General features: G+C 36.1%; 16 protein-coding genes. 8 read left to right on the forward strand and 8 right to left on the reverse strand.

What is annotated here, in order from left to right:
• Nucleotides 1-57: 57 nt before the first annotated feature.
• The 3 genes from IEV69_RS00830 to IEV69_RS00840 form a co-directional block, all read right to left on the reverse strand.
• Nucleotides 58-1,461: an OmpA family protein gene (locus IEV69_RS00830; RefSeq protein WP_188438511.1), complete on the reverse strand. Its 1,404-nt coding sequence runs from the start codon at nt 1,459-1,461 to the stop codon at nt 58-60.
• Between the two features lie 121 nt (nt 1,462-1,582).
• Nucleotides 1,583-2,779, reverse strand: a complete 1,197-nt coding sequence (gene kbl / locus IEV69_RS00835; RefSeq protein WP_188438513.1) for a glycine C-acetyltransferase — start codon at nt 2,777-2,779, stop codon at nt 1,583-1,585.
• A 31-nt stretch (nt 2,780-2,810) separates the two neighbouring features.
• On the reverse strand, nt 2,811-5,969 hold the full coding sequence (locus IEV69_RS00840; RefSeq protein WP_188438514.1) for a UvrD-helicase domain-containing protein: 3,159 nt from the start codon (nt 5,967-5,969) through the stop codon (nt 2,811-2,813).
• A 167-nt stretch (nt 5,970-6,136) separates the two neighbouring features.
• On the opposite strand from IEV69_RS00840, the gene IEV69_RS00845 reads away from it, so the two are divergent.
• A complete protein-coding gene (locus IEV69_RS00845; protein WP_188438516.1) occupies nt 6,137-6,745 on the forward strand; it encodes a superoxide dismutase in 609 nt (202 codons plus the stop codon).
• A 429-nt stretch (nt 6,746-7,174) separates the two neighbouring features.
• Here the strand turns inward: IEV69_RS00845 and IEV69_RS00850 are convergent, their stop codons facing one another.
• The 4 genes from IEV69_RS00850 to purN form a co-directional block, all read right to left on the reverse strand.
• The gene (locus tag IEV69_RS00850; RefSeq protein ID WP_188438519.1) at nt 7,175-9,073 is read right to left on the reverse strand and encodes an amidophosphoribosyltransferase; all 1,899 of its coding nucleotides are present in this window, start codon (nt 9,071-9,073) and stop codon (nt 7,175-7,177) included.
• A gap of 57 nt (nt 9,074-9,130) precedes the next feature.
• On the reverse strand, nt 9,131-10,057 hold the full coding sequence (locus IEV69_RS00855; RefSeq protein WP_188438521.1) for a PfkB family carbohydrate kinase: 927 nt from the start codon (nt 10,055-10,057) through the stop codon (nt 9,131-9,133).
• 122 nt (nt 10,058-10,179) lie between these two features.
• Entirely contained in the window at nt 10,180-10,815 is a 636-nt protein-coding gene (locus IEV69_RS00860) for a ribonuclease H1 domain-containing protein (protein ID WP_188438523.1), read from the reverse strand.
• Between the two features lie 26 nt (nt 10,816-10,841).
• Nucleotides 10,842-11,423 carry a phosphoribosylglycinamide formyltransferase gene (gene purN / locus IEV69_RS00865; protein WP_188438525.1) on the reverse strand — a complete coding sequence of 194 codons (582 nt, stop codon included), beginning with the start codon at nt 11,421-11,423 and terminating at the stop codon, nt 10,842-10,844.
• 175 nt (nt 11,424-11,598) lie between these two features.
• Here purN and IEV69_RS00870 point away from each other — a divergent pair, with 175 nt between their 5' ends.
• The 5 genes from IEV69_RS00870 to pyk all read left to right on the forward strand — a co-directional run bounded on the left by IEV69_RS00870 (nt 11,599) and on the right by pyk (nt 15,840).
• Entirely contained in the window at nt 11,599-11,832 is a 234-nt protein-coding gene (locus IEV69_RS00870; protein WP_188438527.1) for an acyl carrier protein, read from the forward strand.
• Nucleotides 11,833-11,845: 13 nt separating this feature from the next.
• Complete coding sequence (fabF, locus tag IEV69_RS00875; RefSeq protein ID WP_188438529.1) at nt 11,846-13,099, forward strand: beta-ketoacyl-ACP synthase II; 1,254 nt, start codon at nt 11,846-11,848, stop codon at nt 13,097-13,099.
• Nucleotides 13,100-13,107: 8 nt separating this feature from the next.
• Nucleotides 13,108-13,860, forward strand: a complete 753-nt coding sequence (gene rnc, locus IEV69_RS00880) for a ribonuclease III (protein WP_188438531.1) — start codon at nt 13,108-13,110, stop codon at nt 13,858-13,860.
• 72 nt (nt 13,861-13,932) lie between these two features.
• Nucleotides 13,933-14,412, forward strand: a complete 480-nt coding sequence (locus IEV69_RS00885; protein WP_188438532.1) for an IPExxxVDY family protein — start codon at nt 13,933-13,935, stop codon at nt 14,410-14,412.
• The gene (pyk, locus tag IEV69_RS00890; RefSeq protein WP_188438533.1) at nt 14,413-15,840 is read left to right on the forward strand and encodes a pyruvate kinase; all 1,428 of its coding nucleotides are present in this window, start codon (nt 14,413-14,415) and stop codon (nt 15,838-15,840) included.
• A gap of 5 nt (nt 15,841-15,845) precedes the next feature.
• Here the strand turns inward: pyk and dinB are convergent, their stop codons facing one another.
• Nucleotides 15,846-16,946, reverse strand: coding sequence for a DNA polymerase IV (dinB, locus tag IEV69_RS00895; RefSeq protein WP_188438534.1), 1,101 nt, complete (start codon nt 16,944-16,946; stop codon nt 15,846-15,848).
• Nucleotides 16,947-17,065: 119 nt separating this feature from the next.
• Between dinB and IEV69_RS00900 the strand changes: the two genes are divergently transcribed.
• The gene (locus tag IEV69_RS00900) at nt 17,066-17,719 is read left to right on the forward strand and encodes a Rossmann-fold NAD(P)-binding domain-containing protein (protein ID WP_188438535.1); all 654 of its coding nucleotides are present in this window, start codon (nt 17,066-17,068) and stop codon (nt 17,717-17,719) included.
• Nucleotides 17,712-18,182, forward strand: a complete 471-nt coding sequence (locus IEV69_RS00905) for a CYTH domain-containing protein (RefSeq protein ID WP_188439002.1) — start codon at nt 17,712-17,714, stop codon at nt 18,180-18,182. Before IEV69_RS00900 ends, IEV69_RS00905 begins: the two co-directional genes overlap by 8 nt.
• Nucleotides 18,183-18,246: the final 64 nt, after the last annotated feature.

Here is an 18,246-nt window from a genome sequence, read left to right on the forward strand (position 1 = left end):
AGAAACGCCTCTGAATAATCAGAGGCGTTCTATATTTATTTAAGATGTGTTTTCTCTTTATTTCTGAAGAGAAATTTCAACACGTCTGTTTTGTTGTCTACCTGCTGCAGTTGTGTTAGGAGCAATTGGTCTGTCAAAGGCATAGCCATCAGAAGATAATCTACTTCTATCCATTCCTATAGAGGTTAAATATTCCATTACAGAAGCTGCTCTTTCCTTAGAAAGTCTTTCGTTCAGAGCTCTGCTACCGGTATTGTCAGTATGTCCTTCAATATGGAACTTAGCACTTGGATATTCTTTCATAATATCTACAATATTTTGTAGTGCAGCATATGATTCCTGACGAATAGTTGATTTTCCTAAGTCAAACAAAATTGTTCTAGAAAACTCATTTAGTTGATTGATAACTTCAACAGTTACTTCAGGACAACCTCTGTTTGCTACAGTACCAGGAACCTCTGGACAATCATCTAAGTGATCTGGAACACCATCACCATCACCATCAGGCCAAGGGCATCCATTATTTTCTTTTGGTCCAGCAATTTCAGGACATTCGTCTTGAGGATCAGCAATTCCATCACCGTCAGTGTCAGGACATCCATTGAATTCAGCTAAACCAGGTGTTGTTGGACATTCGTCTTGAGGATCAGGGATTCCATCACCATCAGTATCAGGACATCCGTTGAATTCAGCCAAACCAGCTTCAAAAGGACATTCGTCTTGAGGATCAGGGATTCCGTCACCATCAGTGTCAGGACATCCGTTGAACTCAGGAAGACCAGGAGTATCAGGACAATCATCCTTATCATCTGGAATACCGTCTTCATCACGATCTTTCATTCCAAACTGGAAAATTACACCAGCTGAATGCTGAAAGTGTTTTACGCCATAATCTTCTTCAAATGCGTGCTTGTAGGTGCTTTGAAAATTTACACCAAGATTGTCAGTAAACCAAATTTTAAGGCCTACCATAGCATTTGCAGTACCAAAGCCTATGTCATCAACCCAAGTGTAACCACCACCAATACCAATTTGTGGATCCAACCAAGAACTGTTTAAGGCATTTTTTAAACTGTATTTAATTTCCCCATCAGCACCGTAATAAGACATATCCTTTTCAGTACCAAAACCTATGTCGCTTACACTTAGATCACCAAGTTTTTTGATTCTATTTACAGAACCAGCTGCTGTAAAGACAAAACCACTTCCCATATATCTGGAAATTGTTAGTCTAGAAACAGAAGGTAAAATATTCCAGTGATCATCAGCATTGAAGAATTCATCAAAAATTTCTCCTCTTAAGGTTGCTGGAACTCTATCGTCAACTTCACCTACTGGAAAAACATCAACCGCATTCATGCCAACTTCAAAGGCCCAGGGGTTGTTTTCGTCTTGTGCAACGGCATTACTCAGTCCGAAGACAAGTAATGATGCAACTAAAAATCTGCTAAGATGTTTCATATTCAATAATTTAAATTTTAAGTGTTAATTGAAGCAAAAGTAAGTTGTTAAAATTTATTAACAAAACCAAATCTACTAAATTTTTTAAAAAAAATCCTAATATTTCTTTAAATAGTGCAGTTTATTTAATAATTTCCAATTCTTTACCAATCTTTGTGAATGCACTTAAAGCTTTGTCTAGATGTTCTTTAGTGTGAGCAGCAGATAGTTGAACTCTTATGCGAGCTTTATTCTTAGGAACAACAGGATAAAAGAACCCAATTACATAGATCCCCTCTTCCAAGAGCCTGTCTGCCATTGTTTGAGATAATTGAGCATCATACAGCATTACAGGAACAATTGCAGAGTCTCCATCAATGATATCAAAACCAGCTTTTTTCATTCCATTTTTAAAATATAGTGTGTTTTCTGCAAGCTGATCTCTCAATGAGGTATCGTTTTCTAAAAGTTCAAAAACTTTAATTGAGGCACCTACAATTGCAGGAGCCAGTGAATTTGAAAATAGATATGGCCTAGAGCGTTGACGCAACATTTCTATAATTTCTTTTTTTCCAGTTGTATAGCCACCCATTGCCCCTCCAAGTGCTTTTCCGAGAGTTCCGGTAATGATATCAATGCGGCCCATAACTCCTTTTTCTTCCAAGGTCCCTCTACCAGTATCACCAATAAAACCAGTTGCGTGACACTCATCTATCATAACAAGAGCATCATACTTGTCTGCTAAATCACAAATTTTGTCTAATGGTGCTACCAACCCATCCATTGAAAACACACCATCAGTAACAATAATTTTAAAACGAGCGCCCTTTTTGTTTGCTTCTATTAATTGATTTTTCAAATCTTCCATATTGCTGTTCTCATAACGATATCTGGCAGCTTTACAAAGCCTTACTCCATCAATTATAGAGGCATGGTTAAGTGAATCTGAAATGATTGCATCTTCGGGTCCTAAAAGCGGTTCAAAAACACCTCCGTTTGCATCAAAAGCTGCCGCATATAAAATGGTGTCTTCTGTTTGATAAAATGAAGCTATTTTAGCCTCCAATTCTTTGTGTATATCCTGAGTTCCGCAAATAAACCTTACAGATGACATACCAAAACCATGGGTGTCCATAGTATCTTTTGCAGCTTGAATGACTTCTTTGTTTGACGAGAGCCCCAAATAATTATTTGCACAAAAATTGATGACTTCTTCACCTGTAGATATTTTTATGACAGCATCTTGTGGTGATGTTATAATACGTTCTTTTTTGAAGAGTCCGTTGTCTTTTATTTCCTGAAGTTCTTTTTCTAAATGTTGTTTTATTTTTCCGTACATATTTTGGTTTTTTACAAAGGTATTTAAATTATTAAGCAGATTTTACTTGAATTGTGTCAATTTTATCATTTATATATACCAGTAAAAGTTCCTCTATTTCAAATCCCATTTTTGACATAGTCGCCCCATACCTTTTGATTTGATTCTTATGTGATATTTTTTCCATTCCTGTTTTATAGTCAATGATTGTTACTCTGTTCAATGGAAGAAAGTTAATTCTGTCGGGCCTGAGACTTTCTCCCTCTTTTGTGTAAATTTCCTTTTCATTGAATGCATGTGCCTCATTATCATAATAAGCTTTTAAAGCTGTGTGTGTAGTAATTTTTAATAATAAATCAGCAATTATCGAGCTTTGCGTTTCAGAAATTACCCCATCATTTTTAAATTGTCGCAAGCTACCTACAATATCATTATGAGTTGTTATTTTAGCAAGGATGTCGTGTATTAAATCACCCTTTTCAATGGCTTTTTCTTTTTCTGTATTCCAAAGCAAGGCGTTACGTGTTGAAATCTTTAAAACTTCTGAATAAGGAATTGTAGCAGGAAACTCTATAGCAACCTCTGTAGTTATGGTTTTATAATCATCCCGGGTCTTTGACTGTTTTGTTGGGGAGCCAAACTCATAGACAAACTGGTCTTCTTTCCACAGACCTTTTGATTGTAAATACTTGTGAAAAAAAGAGGATGTGAAATTTTCTTTTTCCATCGTATTTTTGTTTGAAAGGATATAGAGTTGCTCCACAGCACGTGTCATTGCGACATAAACAATGTTGATTTTATCAAGTTCTGCTTTTATTTTGTGATCATCAAAGACCATTTTGCCTACAGGCCCATAGTTTTCCATATCGTTTTTAACCGGTAGCAACATTTCGGTAAACCCAGAAAAACGATCACTTTCTAAAGGATACCACACTGTGTCATTTTTAAAAGAATATAAATCATCGTCTGCAAATGGATAAATAACAACCGGGAACTCTAGGCCTTTGGATTTGTGAACTGTCATAATTGAAACAGCATCTAATTGCTCTGAAATTTCCACGCTGATTTTACCTTCTTTGGTCTCCCAAAATTCCAAAAACTCTTCGATGGTTGTGCTTTCATTTCCTGAAAACTCAAAGACAAGCTCTAAAAACGACTGAATATAAGCAATGCCTGTTTTTGAAAGCGAAAACCGATTGCAAATAGATTCACATAAATCATACAACGGTGTTGTTGTGGGGAAGTTGAAATCAAAATCGATACCCAGGAATGCCAAGGCTTTTTTTAATTCGTCTTTTTGAAGTGACAATAAGTTTTCTATAAAGTTATGTTTCTCGTTTGTTTCCTCTGTGTGTGAATGTAAAAAGTAAAATGCATCTGCTTTCGCTTTTTTATCCTTAAAATCATTAATGGTTTTTAATATGTTCAAAATAAATGTTACTTCAGGAGAGTTTCTCAAAAGTAAAGCTTCAGAAGAAATAACGTCAATGTTGTTTTTGGATAAATATTCAGCAATGGCAACACCCTGAGCGTTTTTTCGCACTAAAATGCAAATGTCACTTTTATTGTAATTCCCAATGAGCAGCTTTGTTACGATTTCCAAAACTTCTTGAGGATACACTTCAAAACTCTTTTCTTTGTTTGTCGCTTCCAGAAACGAAATTGAAACAAAACCACCTTTTTTTGAGTTTGATTTTTGAGTGTTCCCTTGAATGTATAAATCACTATGACTCTTTGCCTGAAAAAACCCTGAAACAAACGAAAAAAAATCGTTGTTAAAGTTTATTATTTGGTCATAACTTCGAAAATTTCTTTCCAAAGTTTCAACATTTTTGTTTGTTGACGGAAAAGGATTTGTGCTTTTGTTGAGTCCGATAAATTGTTCGGGATCACCACCCCGCCATCTGTAAATGGACTGTTTGGCGTCACCAACCAGCAATAAACTTCCGGAACCCTCGTCTTCATTTTGATGTGAAAGTGCATTTTCAACTAATGGGATAAGATTGTTCCATTGTAAAAGAGAAGTGTCTTGAAATTCGTCAATAAAATAGTGTTTATATTTTTCTCCCAGACGCTCATAAATAAATGGGGCAGGCTGGTCTTTAATTTCGTTGTAAACGCGTTTGTTGAATTCTGAGATGGGGAGTACATTTTTTTCTTCTTGCAACGCTAGAAATTCTTTGTAAATGGAATTAATAAGCGAAAGAGAGTTTACGCTTTTCAACAATGCATTTAGAAAGCCCAGTTCTAAAATCAGGTTTTTGGAAGTGTTGAAGAGCAATACAAATTCAGGAACTAAGCTATCTATGGCTGAAGCTGTTTCTGACGAAACCCGTTTAGGGTACAGCGGTTTAGTTTCTAAATTATTTTGCCAAGCCAACTCAAATTTAATGGAGTTATATGAACCATTTTTTATTTTGTCGAAATATTTTGGAAAATATCCTCCGGAAAAGTCACTGTTTTCAAGTTGGTTTTCATCTAGAAGAGTAAAAAATTGCTCAGCTATTGAATTGAGGTTGCCTTGAACAGATTTAATTTGACTAAATAAATTTGATTTCAGGCTCTGAAAATCCTCTAAATTTTTGCTTTTGAGCTTTTCCACATGAACCAAATCATTTTCTTTATAAAGAATGTTGCTAACTTTTTTTAGGTCAGCTGTAATATCCCAGCTTTTATCATCTTCAACTTTTTCAAAACTAAACTCCAGTATAGTTTTAGTAAGCAACGGGTCAATTCCCACTTTAGAAATAACAAGATCAATAGCTTCACTTATTAATAAATCGACATCCAGATCGACTTCAAAGTTTGATGTGAGTTTTAAATCTTTAGCAAATGTGCGAATAAGTCTGTGATTGAATCTATCAATAGTTTCAACATCAAATAGACTAAAGTTATGCAGTATAAAGGTTACTGCTTTTTTAGCTCTGCTATGAACTTCAGTTTTAGAAAGGCCGGTTTCAAGACAAATAGACTCTAACAACTGAATATGACTTTCGGGAACAGGAATTTTTGTGAAAGCAAACAGCGTGTCCATAATTCTCTCTTTCATTTCTCCCACAGCCTTATTAGTAAATGTGATGGCCAATATGTGTTTAAAATTGTCAGGCTTGTCTGACTCAATAATTTTTGTGAGGTATAACTTTACCAAAGTATATGTCTTTCCAGAACCAGCAGAGGCGTTGTAAATAGAAAAAGTAGCCGGGTTTTGCATCGCGAAATTTTTACTAAGATAAGAACATATGGCCAGAAACGCTATTTGGTTTAAAAAGAATAATCAAAGCTTATAATGCAATTTGTTCTTTATGGAATCTATAACACAATCTTAGCGTTAAAATTTGTAAATTTGAGTTTTAGTATTAACCACAAAAAACAACAATTATGTCATTTGAATTACCAAAACTAAAATATGCGCACGATGCGCTTGAACCACATATTGATGCAAAAACAATGGAGATCCATCACGGTAAACACCATGCGGGATATACTTCAAAATTAAACGACGCTATCAAAGGGACTGACATGGAAGGTAAAACCATTGAAAATATATTAATCAACCTGGATATGAAAAAAACCGCAATTAGAAACAATGGCGGAGGTTTTTATAACCATCGTTTATTTTGGGAAGTAATGTCACCAAATGGAGGTGGAAATCCAACCGGAGAACTTGCCACTGCTATCGATAAACAATTTGGAAGTTTTGAGGCATTCAAAGATGCTTTTTCAAGTGCAGCCGCAACACAATTTGGTTCTGGTTGGGCTTGGCTTTGTGTTCATGAAGGGGGTAAAGTAGAAGTTTGCTCAACACCCAATCAAGACAATCCCATAATGCCTGGGGTAGGTTGTGGAGGAACTCCCATTTTAGGAATTGATGTTTGGGAACACGCTTATTACCTGAATTATCAAAACAGAAGACCAGATTATATTAATTCATTTTTCAATGTAATTGACTGGGAAGAAGTAGGATCAAAATATGCCAAAAACAAATAACATTTGTAACATAGAAAATAAAAAAAGGGAAACGAAAGTTTCCCTTTTTTTGCCCCAAATTTACCATAAACTTAACCTACTTATGCTATGGTGATACCAAAAGTATATCAAATTATGTAGAATTATTAAAGTTTTAGATAAAATGCCTTTTAAGACGATGAAAGTATAAAACTTTGAAGATTTTGTAAGTTTTTTAGTTTCAATGGAAAACATTTTAACTGAATACAAATAAAAAAAGGTAAACGAGAGTTTACCTTTTTTTGCCCCAAATCTACCATGAACTTAACCTACTTATGCTATGGTATATTCAAATATATTTCAAATAATTAAATTATAATCTCACTAAATCAAGTTTTAGATTAAAATCTAAAAACATCGATAAAAGGTAATATTTTATAGGAATTAAGTAAGAAAAAATAAAACTAATTTTTAATACGCTCTTTCTTTATTTCCTTCAAAAAAGTTTATGAAAGCTTTATTTACAACTCTGTTTCCTCCAGGTGTTGGGTAATCTCCTGTAAAATACCAATCACCTAAATTATTTGGACAGGCTTTGTGGAGGTTGTCTACGGTTTGAAATATTAATTTAACTTCAGCTTTAATTGATTCGTTGCCAATTAGCTGTGCAATTTTATCAGAAATTTCCTGATCAGCGAATGGACTATAAATTTCTTTTACAAAATTTACCACTTCATCATCATTTAATTTTTCCTGAAGCTTGCATTTTTCATATACATCTTGAATCGTTTTTTCATTTCCAGCTTCTTTTAAAAGTTCAAGGGCAGCTTCAAAAGCAATTAGGTTTTCAAGCCGTGCCATATCAATGCCGTAACAATCAGGATATCTTATCTGAGGGGCACTGGAGACAACCACAATTTGTTTGGGATTTAATCGGTCAAGTATTTTCAAAATACTTTTTTTCAAAGTGGTTCCTCTTACGATACTGTCATCAATGATAACTAAATTGTCTTCAGGCTTGATGACCCCATAGGTCACGTCATAAACGTGTGCAACCAAATCATCTCTGCTACTGTCTTCAGTGATAAAGGTCCTTAGTTTGACATCTTTAACAGCAATTTTTTCAGTTCGTAATTTATAGGATTGAATTTGTTGAAGCTTTTTCTCAGTTAAATTTCCTTGTTCTTTAAGAATGGCTTCATTTTTTTGTTTGTTCAATTCATCTTGAGCAGCTTCAACCAATCCATAGAAGGAGGTTTCAGCAGTATTGGGAATATATGAAAACACTGTTTTCTGAGTATCATATTTAATTGCTTCCAAAACTTTTGGCATTAACAGCCGCCCCAACTCTTTTCGCTCCTGATAAATTTCTGCGTCACTTCCTCGTGAAAAATAAATGCGCTCAAACGAACATGATTTTTTTTGTAATGGCTCCAGTACTTTTTCAATTGAAAAATCACCAGACTTTTTTACTATTAATGCACAGCCCGGGTCCAGCTCATGTACGTCTTCAAAAGGAACATTAAATACCGTTTGAATTACAGGGCGTTCTGAAGCTACGACCACTACTTCATCATCTTTGTAGTAATAGGTGGGTCTGATACCAGCAGGGTCTCTTAATACAAACGAGTCTCCGTGTCCAATTAGTCCGGCCATAGCATAACCTCCATCCCAATCTTTGGAAGATTTTTTTAAAATCTTAGCGATATTGAGTTTTTTTGCAATATAGGGTGAAGCTTCAACTTTTGAAAAGCCTTTAGACTTTGCTTTTTTGTATAATTTAGCAACGGCATCATCCAAAAAGTGACCTATCTTTTCCATAACAGTAATGGTGTCTGCTTTTTCTTTTGGATGCATTCCCAGGTTAATCAAATTGTTGAAAAGCTGGGTGGTATTGGTCATATTAAAGTTTCCGGCAATAATTAAGTTGCGATGCATCCAGTTATTTTGACGCATAAAAGGGTGTACGTTTTCAACACTATTTTTTCCAAAAGTGCCATACCTTACGTGCCCCAATAAAAGCTCTCCAATAAAGGGTAGATTTCTTTTCTGAGCAGCCACATCGTTTATATATTCAGGATGCTCAGTAAATGCAGTATTTATTTCGTTGTTTATATGTGTAAAGATGTCCTGAATGGGCTGTGCAGCATTTGACCTTTTACGGCTTATGTACCTGTTTCCTGGTTCTGCATCCAGTTTGATACTTGCAATTCCGGCACCATCCTGCCCCCGATTGTGCTGTTTTTCCATCATTAAGTACATTTTATTGACACCATAAAATGCAGTACCATATTTTTCATGATAATATTCAAGGGGTTTAAGGAGTCTGATGAGTGCAATACCGCACTCGTGTTTTAACACATCACTCATAGAAGTACTTATTGGGATTTATAGAATTAAAAACGCTCCAAAATTTGGAGCGTATGTTTATGATAATTTTATTTCAAATTGAGTTAAACTTTTAAATTGCTTAAGGCGTTTTTGAAGTTCTGCTTTCGTCAGGCTTTGCATTCGTTCTGTGCCAAATTTTTCGACACAAAATGAAGCCAGTGTTGAGCCATAAATGACGGCATTTTTCATATTATCAAAACTCAAATCATTTGTTTTGGACAAATAGCCTGCAAAACCACCTGCAAAAGTGTCGCCGGCACCTGTTGGATCAAACACTTCTTCAAGCGGAAGTGCCGGAGCAAAGAAGATTTCTTCTTCGTGAAAAAGCAATGCACCGTGCTCTCCTTTTTTGATGACAACATATTTTGGACCCATTTGCTGAATTTTTCTTGCTGCAACAACTAGTGAGTATTCTCCGGTCAATTGTCGTGCCTCTTCATCATTAATAGTAATTACGTCAACCTTTGAGATAACTTCTTTAAGTAAATCCATTGTGTTGTCCATCCAAAAATTCATGGTATCGAGGATGATCAATTTTGGCATTTCAGCCATTTGCTCAATAACACTCAACTGAACCGCCGGATGTAAATTACCAAGCATTACGATTTCGGCATCTTTGTATTGAGCGGGCACTTTTGGGTTAAAATCTGCCAACACATTGAGTTGTGTGTCCAGCGTGTCTCTTGAATTAAGATCATTTTTATACTTTCCGCTCCAAAAAAATGTTTTTCCATCTTTAACAATTTCCAGCGCTGTAAGGTCGATATTTTTATCTTTTAGTAATGTGAGGTATTCTTGAGGAAAATCACCCCCAACTACCGATACAATTGCAGCATCTATATTAAATTGTGATGCAGCAAGACCAATGTATGTGGCGGCACCACCCAGTATTTTATCGGTTTTGCCGAAAGGAGTTTCAATGGCATCAAAAGCGACCGTCCCGACAATTACTAATTTTTGCATTATTGGTAGTTTAAATTAAGGTGCAAATATACGGCATTGATAGTTCTCTCTAAAATGCTTTAAGAATAAATAAACAGAGTTGTTTTTTGACTTTAACTTAAATCTCACTCTATTTATTAAGCTTATTTCCGCCCAAAATCAGCTGGGATTTCTCCCCAGGCTTTGGTTTCCCATTTTACAATTTTTGTTGCGTAAGTGTTTAGTTTTAACCAATCTTCTGCTCTTAGGATCAACTCAAAAAGTGTTTTATTTTTTGAGTTTTGCTTTAGCTTGGTGCGGCACTGTTTTGCTTTTACCCAACCCATCGCAATTTTGGAATCTGTATAAATTATGCGGTCGCTGTTGTTTTTTTTCAAATAGGCTAAACCGTGTACTAAAGCTAAAAACTCTCCAACATTATTTGTGCCTTGTTGAAAGGGTCCTTGATGAAAAAGTTGTCTATGTGTCTGTGTATCCACACCACGATATTCCATTTTTCCGGGGTTTCCACTGGAAGCTGCGTCAACAGCAATCGAGTAGAGGTTGGGTTTCCCATATTTCTCTTTTTCGGCATTTGTAAGACTGTTTTTTTTACCTCCTTTATTGATGTAGTCATTGTATTCGCCTTCAAAGGCTTTTTTTGCTTCGGCTAAAGTTGAAAACGATTTGTATTGTGCACCTGTAATTCCTGCAATGGCTTTTTTACAAGTTTCCCAAGAACTATAAATACCTGCGGGATTGCCAAACCAAACTACATAGTGTTTTTGTTTTGTTGCCATAATATTTTCGCACAAGCGAATATTATTTATTGAAACCCCTCTATTTTAATTTGTTCTTCAATCACTTTTGGAAACCATTTGTATTCCAGTTGGTGAATTTTTGCTGCAATGTCTTCAGGGGTGTCGTTTCTTTTAACATCAGTTTTTGATTGAAAAATGATTTTTCCTTCGTCGTAATTTTCATTTACAAAATGTATTGTGATTCCGGTTTCGGTTTCTTTATTTTCAGCAACAGTCTTGTGCACGCGCATGCCATACATTCCTTTTCCACCATATTTAGGTAAAAGCGCCGGATGGATGTTGATTATTTTGTTTGGAAAACTTTGTATTATTTTTTGGGGAAACAACAAAAGAAAACCGGCCAGCACAATCCAGTCTATTTGGTGACTTTTCAATGCTTCTTCCACTTTTGTTGAGTTTTGAAGTTCTTTTTTGGAAAACACACAAACAGGCACATTCAGGCGTTTTGCGCGCTGTATAACCCCCGCGTCTGGGTTGTTTGTTAGCACAAGACCTACTTGAGCAATTTTACTATTGTTAAAATAAGTAATTAGGTTTTCGGCATTGCTGCCATTTCCTGATGCAAAAACTGCAATTTGCTTCTTCATTGTTAAACAATTGATATACGGCTGTTAATGCCTTTCTATGTGACAAAAGTAAAAGAAATAAGGTTGAGTTATCCTAAAAATTATTAAATTAGAGCCACATTTTGCAACTATCGTGTTGTTTTAAATTAAAATATTTTATTTTTGCGACTTATTAAAAATTAAAAAAACAAAAATTATGTCAGACATTGCATCAAGAGTAAAAGCGATTATCGTAGACAAATTAGGTGTAGACGAAAACGAAGTTGTAACTGAAGCTAGCTTCACTAACGATTTAGGGGCAGACTCATTAGACACTGTTGAGTTAATCATGGAATTTGAAAAAGAATTTGATATTCAAATACCAGACGATCAAGCTGAAAACATTTCAACTGTAGGTCAAGCAATTTCCTATATAGAAAACGCAAAATAAGAGATTCTCCATAATGAAATTAAAGCGAGTTGTTGTTACCGGATTAGGTGCTCTTACTCCAATTGGGAACAATATTTCTGAATATTGGGACGGATTGAAGAATGGGAGGAGTGGCTCAGCGCCCATCACCTATTTTGATGCTGAAAAGTTCAAAACAAAATTCGCTTGCGAACTTAAAAATTTTGTGGCTACTGATTATTTTGATAGAAAGGAAGCCAGAAAACTGGATCGATTTGCTCAATATGCATTAGTCGCTTCTGATGAAGCGATTAAAGATGCAAATTTGAATTTAGATCAAGTTGATAAATTTCGCGTAGGAGTAATTTGGGGAGCAGGAATAGGAGGGCTTGAAACCTTCCAAGATGAAGTGTTAAACTTTGCTGCCGGTGACGGCACGCCAAGGTTTAACCCTTTTTTCATACCAAAGATGATTGCTGATATTGCACCCGGACATATCTCCATAAAACATGGATTTATGGGGCCAAACTACACAACTGTTTCTGCCTGTGCCTCTTCTGCCAATGCCATGATTGATGCACTAAACTACATTCGTTTAGGGCATTGTGATGTTATAGTAACTGGCGGTTCTGAAGCTGCAGTCACGATGGCCGGAATGGGTGGCTTTAATGCGATGCATGCACTTTCAACCCTAAATGAGACCCCCGAGACAGCTTCAAGACCCTTTGATGCTACTCGTGATGGATTTGTTTTAGGGGAAGGGTCAGGGGCGCTTATCCTTGAGGAATATGAACATGCTAAAGCCCGAGGCGCAAAAATTTATGCAGAAGTACTGGGAGGAGGAATGTCAAGCGATGCTTACCATGTTACTGCACCACACCCTGACGGAATAGGAGTTGAACGGGTCATGCTCAATTGCTTAAACGATGCAGGTATCTCTGCAGACGAAGTAGATGCCATCAATACTCATGGAACTTCAACACCCCTGGGAGACGTAGCTGAATTAAAAGCAATTTCTAAAATATTTGGTGCACATGCCAACAAGATTAATATCAATTCAACAAAATCTATGACAGGACATTTGTTGGGAGCAGCCGGTGCTATTGAAGCAATAGCATCAATCCTTGCAATGGAACACAGTTTGGTACCTCCAACAATAAACCACACGACTGTTGATGAAAACATTGATCCATCACTTAACCTTACTTTAAACAAGGCACAAGAAAGAGAGGTTAATGTAGCGATGAGTAATACATTTGGCTTTGGAGGTCACAATGCCTGTATTCTCTTTAGAAAGATTGAACAGTAAGCTGATTAATGAGTTCAATTCGAAACATATTTAATTCCCGTTCCGATAAGGACGGGAATTTTTTTCGTGAAATAAAGAATATCATTGGGTTCAAACCGGGAACTATTTCAATTTATGAAATGGCGTTTACCCATCGTTCCACAAATATTAAAGACAGTAAAGGCGACATATTAAACTATGAACGTCTTGAGTTTTTAGGCGATGCTATACTGGGAGCTGTGATTGCAGCTCATCTTTTCAAAAAAGTGCCTTCAGGTAATGAAGGCTATCTTACTAAGATGAGGTCTAAAGTCGTGAGTCGTGAGCATCTCAACGAGCTGGGAAGAGACCTTGATCTGATTAGGTTTATAAGATCATCAATTCCTATTGAAAGTTTTGGTCAAAACATTCATGGTAATATATTTGAGGCACTTGTTGGAGCTATTTATTTGGATAAAGGTTTTAAATCCTGTGAAAAATTTATTCAAAAGAGAGTGATAAAACCTTATGTAGATATAGAAAAGCTGGAGGGTAAAATAATCAGCTATAAGAGTAATTTGATTGAATGGTGTCAAAAAAACAAAAAGAAATTTGATTATTTGGTTTATGATGACACCGGTAACGATACCGTAAAGCATTTTGCCGTAAAATTGAAAATTGAAGACAAAGTAGTTGCCAAGGCCAGGGCAACTTCAAAGAAAAAAGCAGAAGAGCGCGCCTCAAAAAGAGCTTATTACAAGCTTCAAAGAAAAATTGAAAAGGAAGACTCTGCTTCCAATTAATGTAAATTTAATTTAAATATCATATCATAAAATTTTGAACGTGTATCTTTACATTCTTCAAATGTCAAGAATATGCAGCGCCACAATCTCAATTTTACCTTGGAAGAAGAGTTTTTGCTCATTGCAATTCACAGCAACATTGAAGCACACACTTTGGCTTTTTTAATCAATAAATTTTTAAATATTAGTTTAAAAAGAAAAAGACACGATCTTGATTTTATTAAGCGTGATACACACATCACATATCCTATTTTTGAATATATTGACACAAATAGTGAAACTATTTATTACCTTATAGCAAATAAGTGTAAAACTCAAACCGAAAAAGTAACCAGTGCAGGAAGTTTATTTGCTTCAGAAACTGAAGAAAAAACACATTATTTAGTACCTGAATACAAGCAAACGGATTTCCTTTTAAAAGTAGTTTTTGACGATTGTGTAATTAGTGATCAAAAAGCACTAGCCGAACTTTCCAGAATCCCCAAAATATCTACTTATTATGAAATCGACCAAAATAAATTAAAGTCTAAACAAAATTTAAATTTTGACTAAATGCCGAATAGAAAAAAAACAAAAATAGTAGCTACACTGGGTCCTGCAACACAAAGCAAAGAAACCATCAGAGAAATGATTCTTGCAGGTGTTGATGTCTTCAGAATTAATTTTTCACATGCTAATTACACCAATGTATTAGAACGAATTCAAACCATCAGAGAAATTGGCAAGACACTCAATTTTACACCAGCAATTTTGGCTGATTTGCAAGGGCCTAAGCTAAGAGTCGGTATGATGAAAGAAGAGGTGATTGTGAAACCGGGAGATGAAATTCTTTTTTGCACAGGAGAGGAGTTTGAAGGAAATGCCAAACGAGTCTATATGAACTATGACACTTTCCCTAAAGATGTAAATGTTGGGGAGATGATACTTTTAGATGATGGTAAGTTGCATTTTCAGGTAATTTCAACCAATAAAAAAGATGAAGTAAAAGCAAAAGTTCTTCAAGGAGGCCCCTTACGATCTAAGAAAGGAGTGAATCTTCCAAATACAAAAATTTCACTTCCGGCAATGACCGAAAAAGATATTGAAGATGCGAAATTTGCTATCAAACAAGAAGTTGATTGGATTGCATTGTCTTTTGTTAGAGATGCAGAAGACCTTCAAATACTCAATAATTTAATTAAAGAGCATGCTGCTTTTAAAATTCCGGTTATTGCTAAAATTGAAAAGCCGGAAGCAGTTAAAAACATCAAAAGAATCATCGCCTATTGTGATGGATTGATGGTTGCAAGAGGTGATTTGGGTGTAGAAATTCCAGCGAATGAAGTGCCTCTCATTCAAAAAGAACTGGTGCTGGTAGCAAAACAAGCCAGAATTCCTGTCATTATTGCCACCCAAATGATGGAAACAATGATTACCTCACTCACCCCAACCAGAGCTGAAGTAAATGACGTTGCCAACTCTGTGATGGATGGAGCCGATGCGGTTATGCTTTCTGGAGAGACATCAATTGGAAATTACCCAGTGCAAGTTATTGAGACAATGGCGAAAATTTTGAAAAGTGTTGAAAATTCAAAACTTATAAGAGTCCCTCAAGAACCACCACAAATAAAAACTATAAGATACATAACCAAATCGGTATGTTATCACGCCGCATTGATGGCCAATGAAATTGAAGCAAAAGCCATATGTACACTCACAAATAGTGGTTATACCGCCTTTCAAATTTCTGCGTGGAGACCCAATGCTCATATTTTGGTGTTTAGCTCAAATAAGAATATCATCACGCGAATGAATCTATTGTGGGGAGTTAGAGCTTTTCATTATGATAAATTTGTAAGCACAGATGAAACCATAGAGGATATAAACAACATTGCCTGTGAAATGGAATTTGTTGAAAAAGGCGATTATTTAATTAACCTTGCCTCAATGCCTATTCAAGATAAAGGAATGGTAAACACATTGCGAGTTTCACTTGTCTAGTATGGTTAAAAGTCAAAACTTAGTTGTACAGAAACCGTTTCTTTTTTGGAAGCGGTTTTTTTCTTTTCCGTGTTTAGATTTGAAAGGGAAATACCCAACAATCTTACAGAATTTGATACTTTTTCCTGAAACAGCAACTCTTTGACAATTTCCAAAATCAAGGCTTTATCTGAAATAAAATAAGGCAGGGTTTTGCTGCGGGTTTGCAAAGTGAAATCGCTATATTTAATTTTCAGTGTGATGGTTTTCCCTGCGACTTTTGATTTTTTAAGCCTGCGTTCAATTTCATCGGCGATGTTTTGTAAGCGTTCCAGCATAAATATTTCTGAAGAGATGTTTTCAAAAAAAGTGCGTTCAGCACCCAGTGATTTTCTGATGCGGTTTGGCTTTACCTCACTTTTGTGAATGCCGCGCACTACATAATAGTAGTAAGCACCGCTTTTTCCAAAGGTTTCCGTGAGGTATTCAAGCGACTTGTTTTTTAAATCTTTACCTGTAAAAATGCCCAAATTGTACATTTTCTCCTGAGTGACTTTCCCCACACCATAAAATTTCCTGATATCCAGATTTTCTAGAAAGTCTAACACTTCTTCTGGGCCAATTGTTTTTTGTCCGTTGGGCTTGTTGATGTCACTGGCCACTTTGGCGATAAACTTATTGATGGAAATTCCTGCTGAAGCTGTTAACCCGGTTTGCTCAAAAATCTTTTGCCTAATTTCTTTTGCTATAAGCGAAGCACTGGGGTACCCTTTTTTATTTTCGGTCACATCGAGATAGGCTTCATCGAGTGAAAGCGGCTCAACCTTGTCTGTATATTCCAGGAAAATTTTCCTGATTTTTTGAGAAACTTCTTTATAACGCTCAAAGTTGGACTTTACAAAAATCAAATCAGGACACAATTTTCTGGCGACCACACTCGACATCGCACTGCGCACACCAAATTTTCGTGCTTCATAACTCGCTGCAGAAACCACTCCACGATCTGAACTTCCTCCCACAGCAACAGGTTTCCCATGCAAATCCGGGTTGTCCAGTTGTTCTACGGAAGCAAAAAAGGCATCCATATCAACGTGAATAATTTTTCTGATGGGAATTTCGTCGTGCATACCACAAAAATACTGTAATTTTATGTCGATGAATGCCCATAATGGGCCATTAAGAATTAAAAGTTAATATCAAACAGCACTCACATAACTAAAACAATGGTTAAGAAATTTTTATAGAGATGAAAAAAACGGCAATCATTTTAGGCGCTACAGGTCTGACCGGAGGATTCCTGCTCAAGCTTTTGTTGAAAGATGACCGTTATAAAAAAATAAAATTGTTTTCGCGAAGCAGTGTAGGTTTTACGCATCTCAAACAAGAAGAGCATCTCATCGATTTGTTTGAGCTTGAAAAACACAGAGAGTACTTTCAGGCAGATGAAGTATTTTGCTGTATTGGTACCACCAAGTCAAAAACCCCAGGCAACGAGACTTATAAAAAGATAGATTACGGCATTCCTTTCGCTGCAGCAAAAATTTGTTCGGAAAATAAAATAGACACTTTCATCGTCATTTCGGCAATGGGAGCAAATCCTGACAGCAAGGTTTTTTCTAACAAAACCAAAGGTGAAATGGAACGCGATGTCCTGAAACAAGAAATTTCAAATACATACATTTTACAACCCGGCTTGATTAGCGGTGACAGGGATGAAAAACGCTTGGGCGAATCGATAGCTAAATTCTTCTTCAAAATATTAAACCCCATAATCCCCAAAAAGTACCGCTCCATTTCTCCAAAAACGATTGCAAAAGCGATGATCGTTCTAGCCAATCAAGGTCATTCAAAAACACGTGTTGAAAATCAAACCCTCAAAGAGATTGCAAAAGATGCTTGAAATTGAACGTAAATTTTTAGTCACTACAGATGCTTTTAAACAAGCTGCTTTTAAACAAACCCGCATTGTACAAGGGTTTCTCAACACCCACCCCGAACGAACTGTGCGCGTGCGCATCAAAGGAGATTTGGGTTTTTTAACTGTGAAAGGAATTTCCAACAAAGCAGGAACCATCAGATCAGAGTGGGAAACAGAAATTTCAGCAGAAGATGCTGAACAATTATTAAATCTATGCGAACCCGGAATCATTGACAAAACCCGATATGAAATAAAGGTGGGCAATCATATTTTTGAAGTCGATGAGTTTTTAGGCGAAAATGAAGGGCTGATTGTCGCAGAAGTAGAATTAAAATCGGAAGATGAGGCATTTGAAAAACCCTCCTGGCTGGGAAAGGAAGTCACCGGCGAGTTGAAGTATTACAATTCGCAATTGAGTTTAAACCCATTTAAAAACTGGAAATAATCATTAACCCTCGAAGGTTTTAAACCCTTCGAGGGTTGATCAAATATTCCGGTAAAAATCCTTT

It is taken from the genome of Planktosalinus lacus (genome assembly GCF_014640155.1).
Taxonomy (GTDB): Bacteria; Bacteroidota; Bacteroidia; order Flavobacteriales; family Flavobacteriaceae; genus Planktosalinus; species Planktosalinus lacus.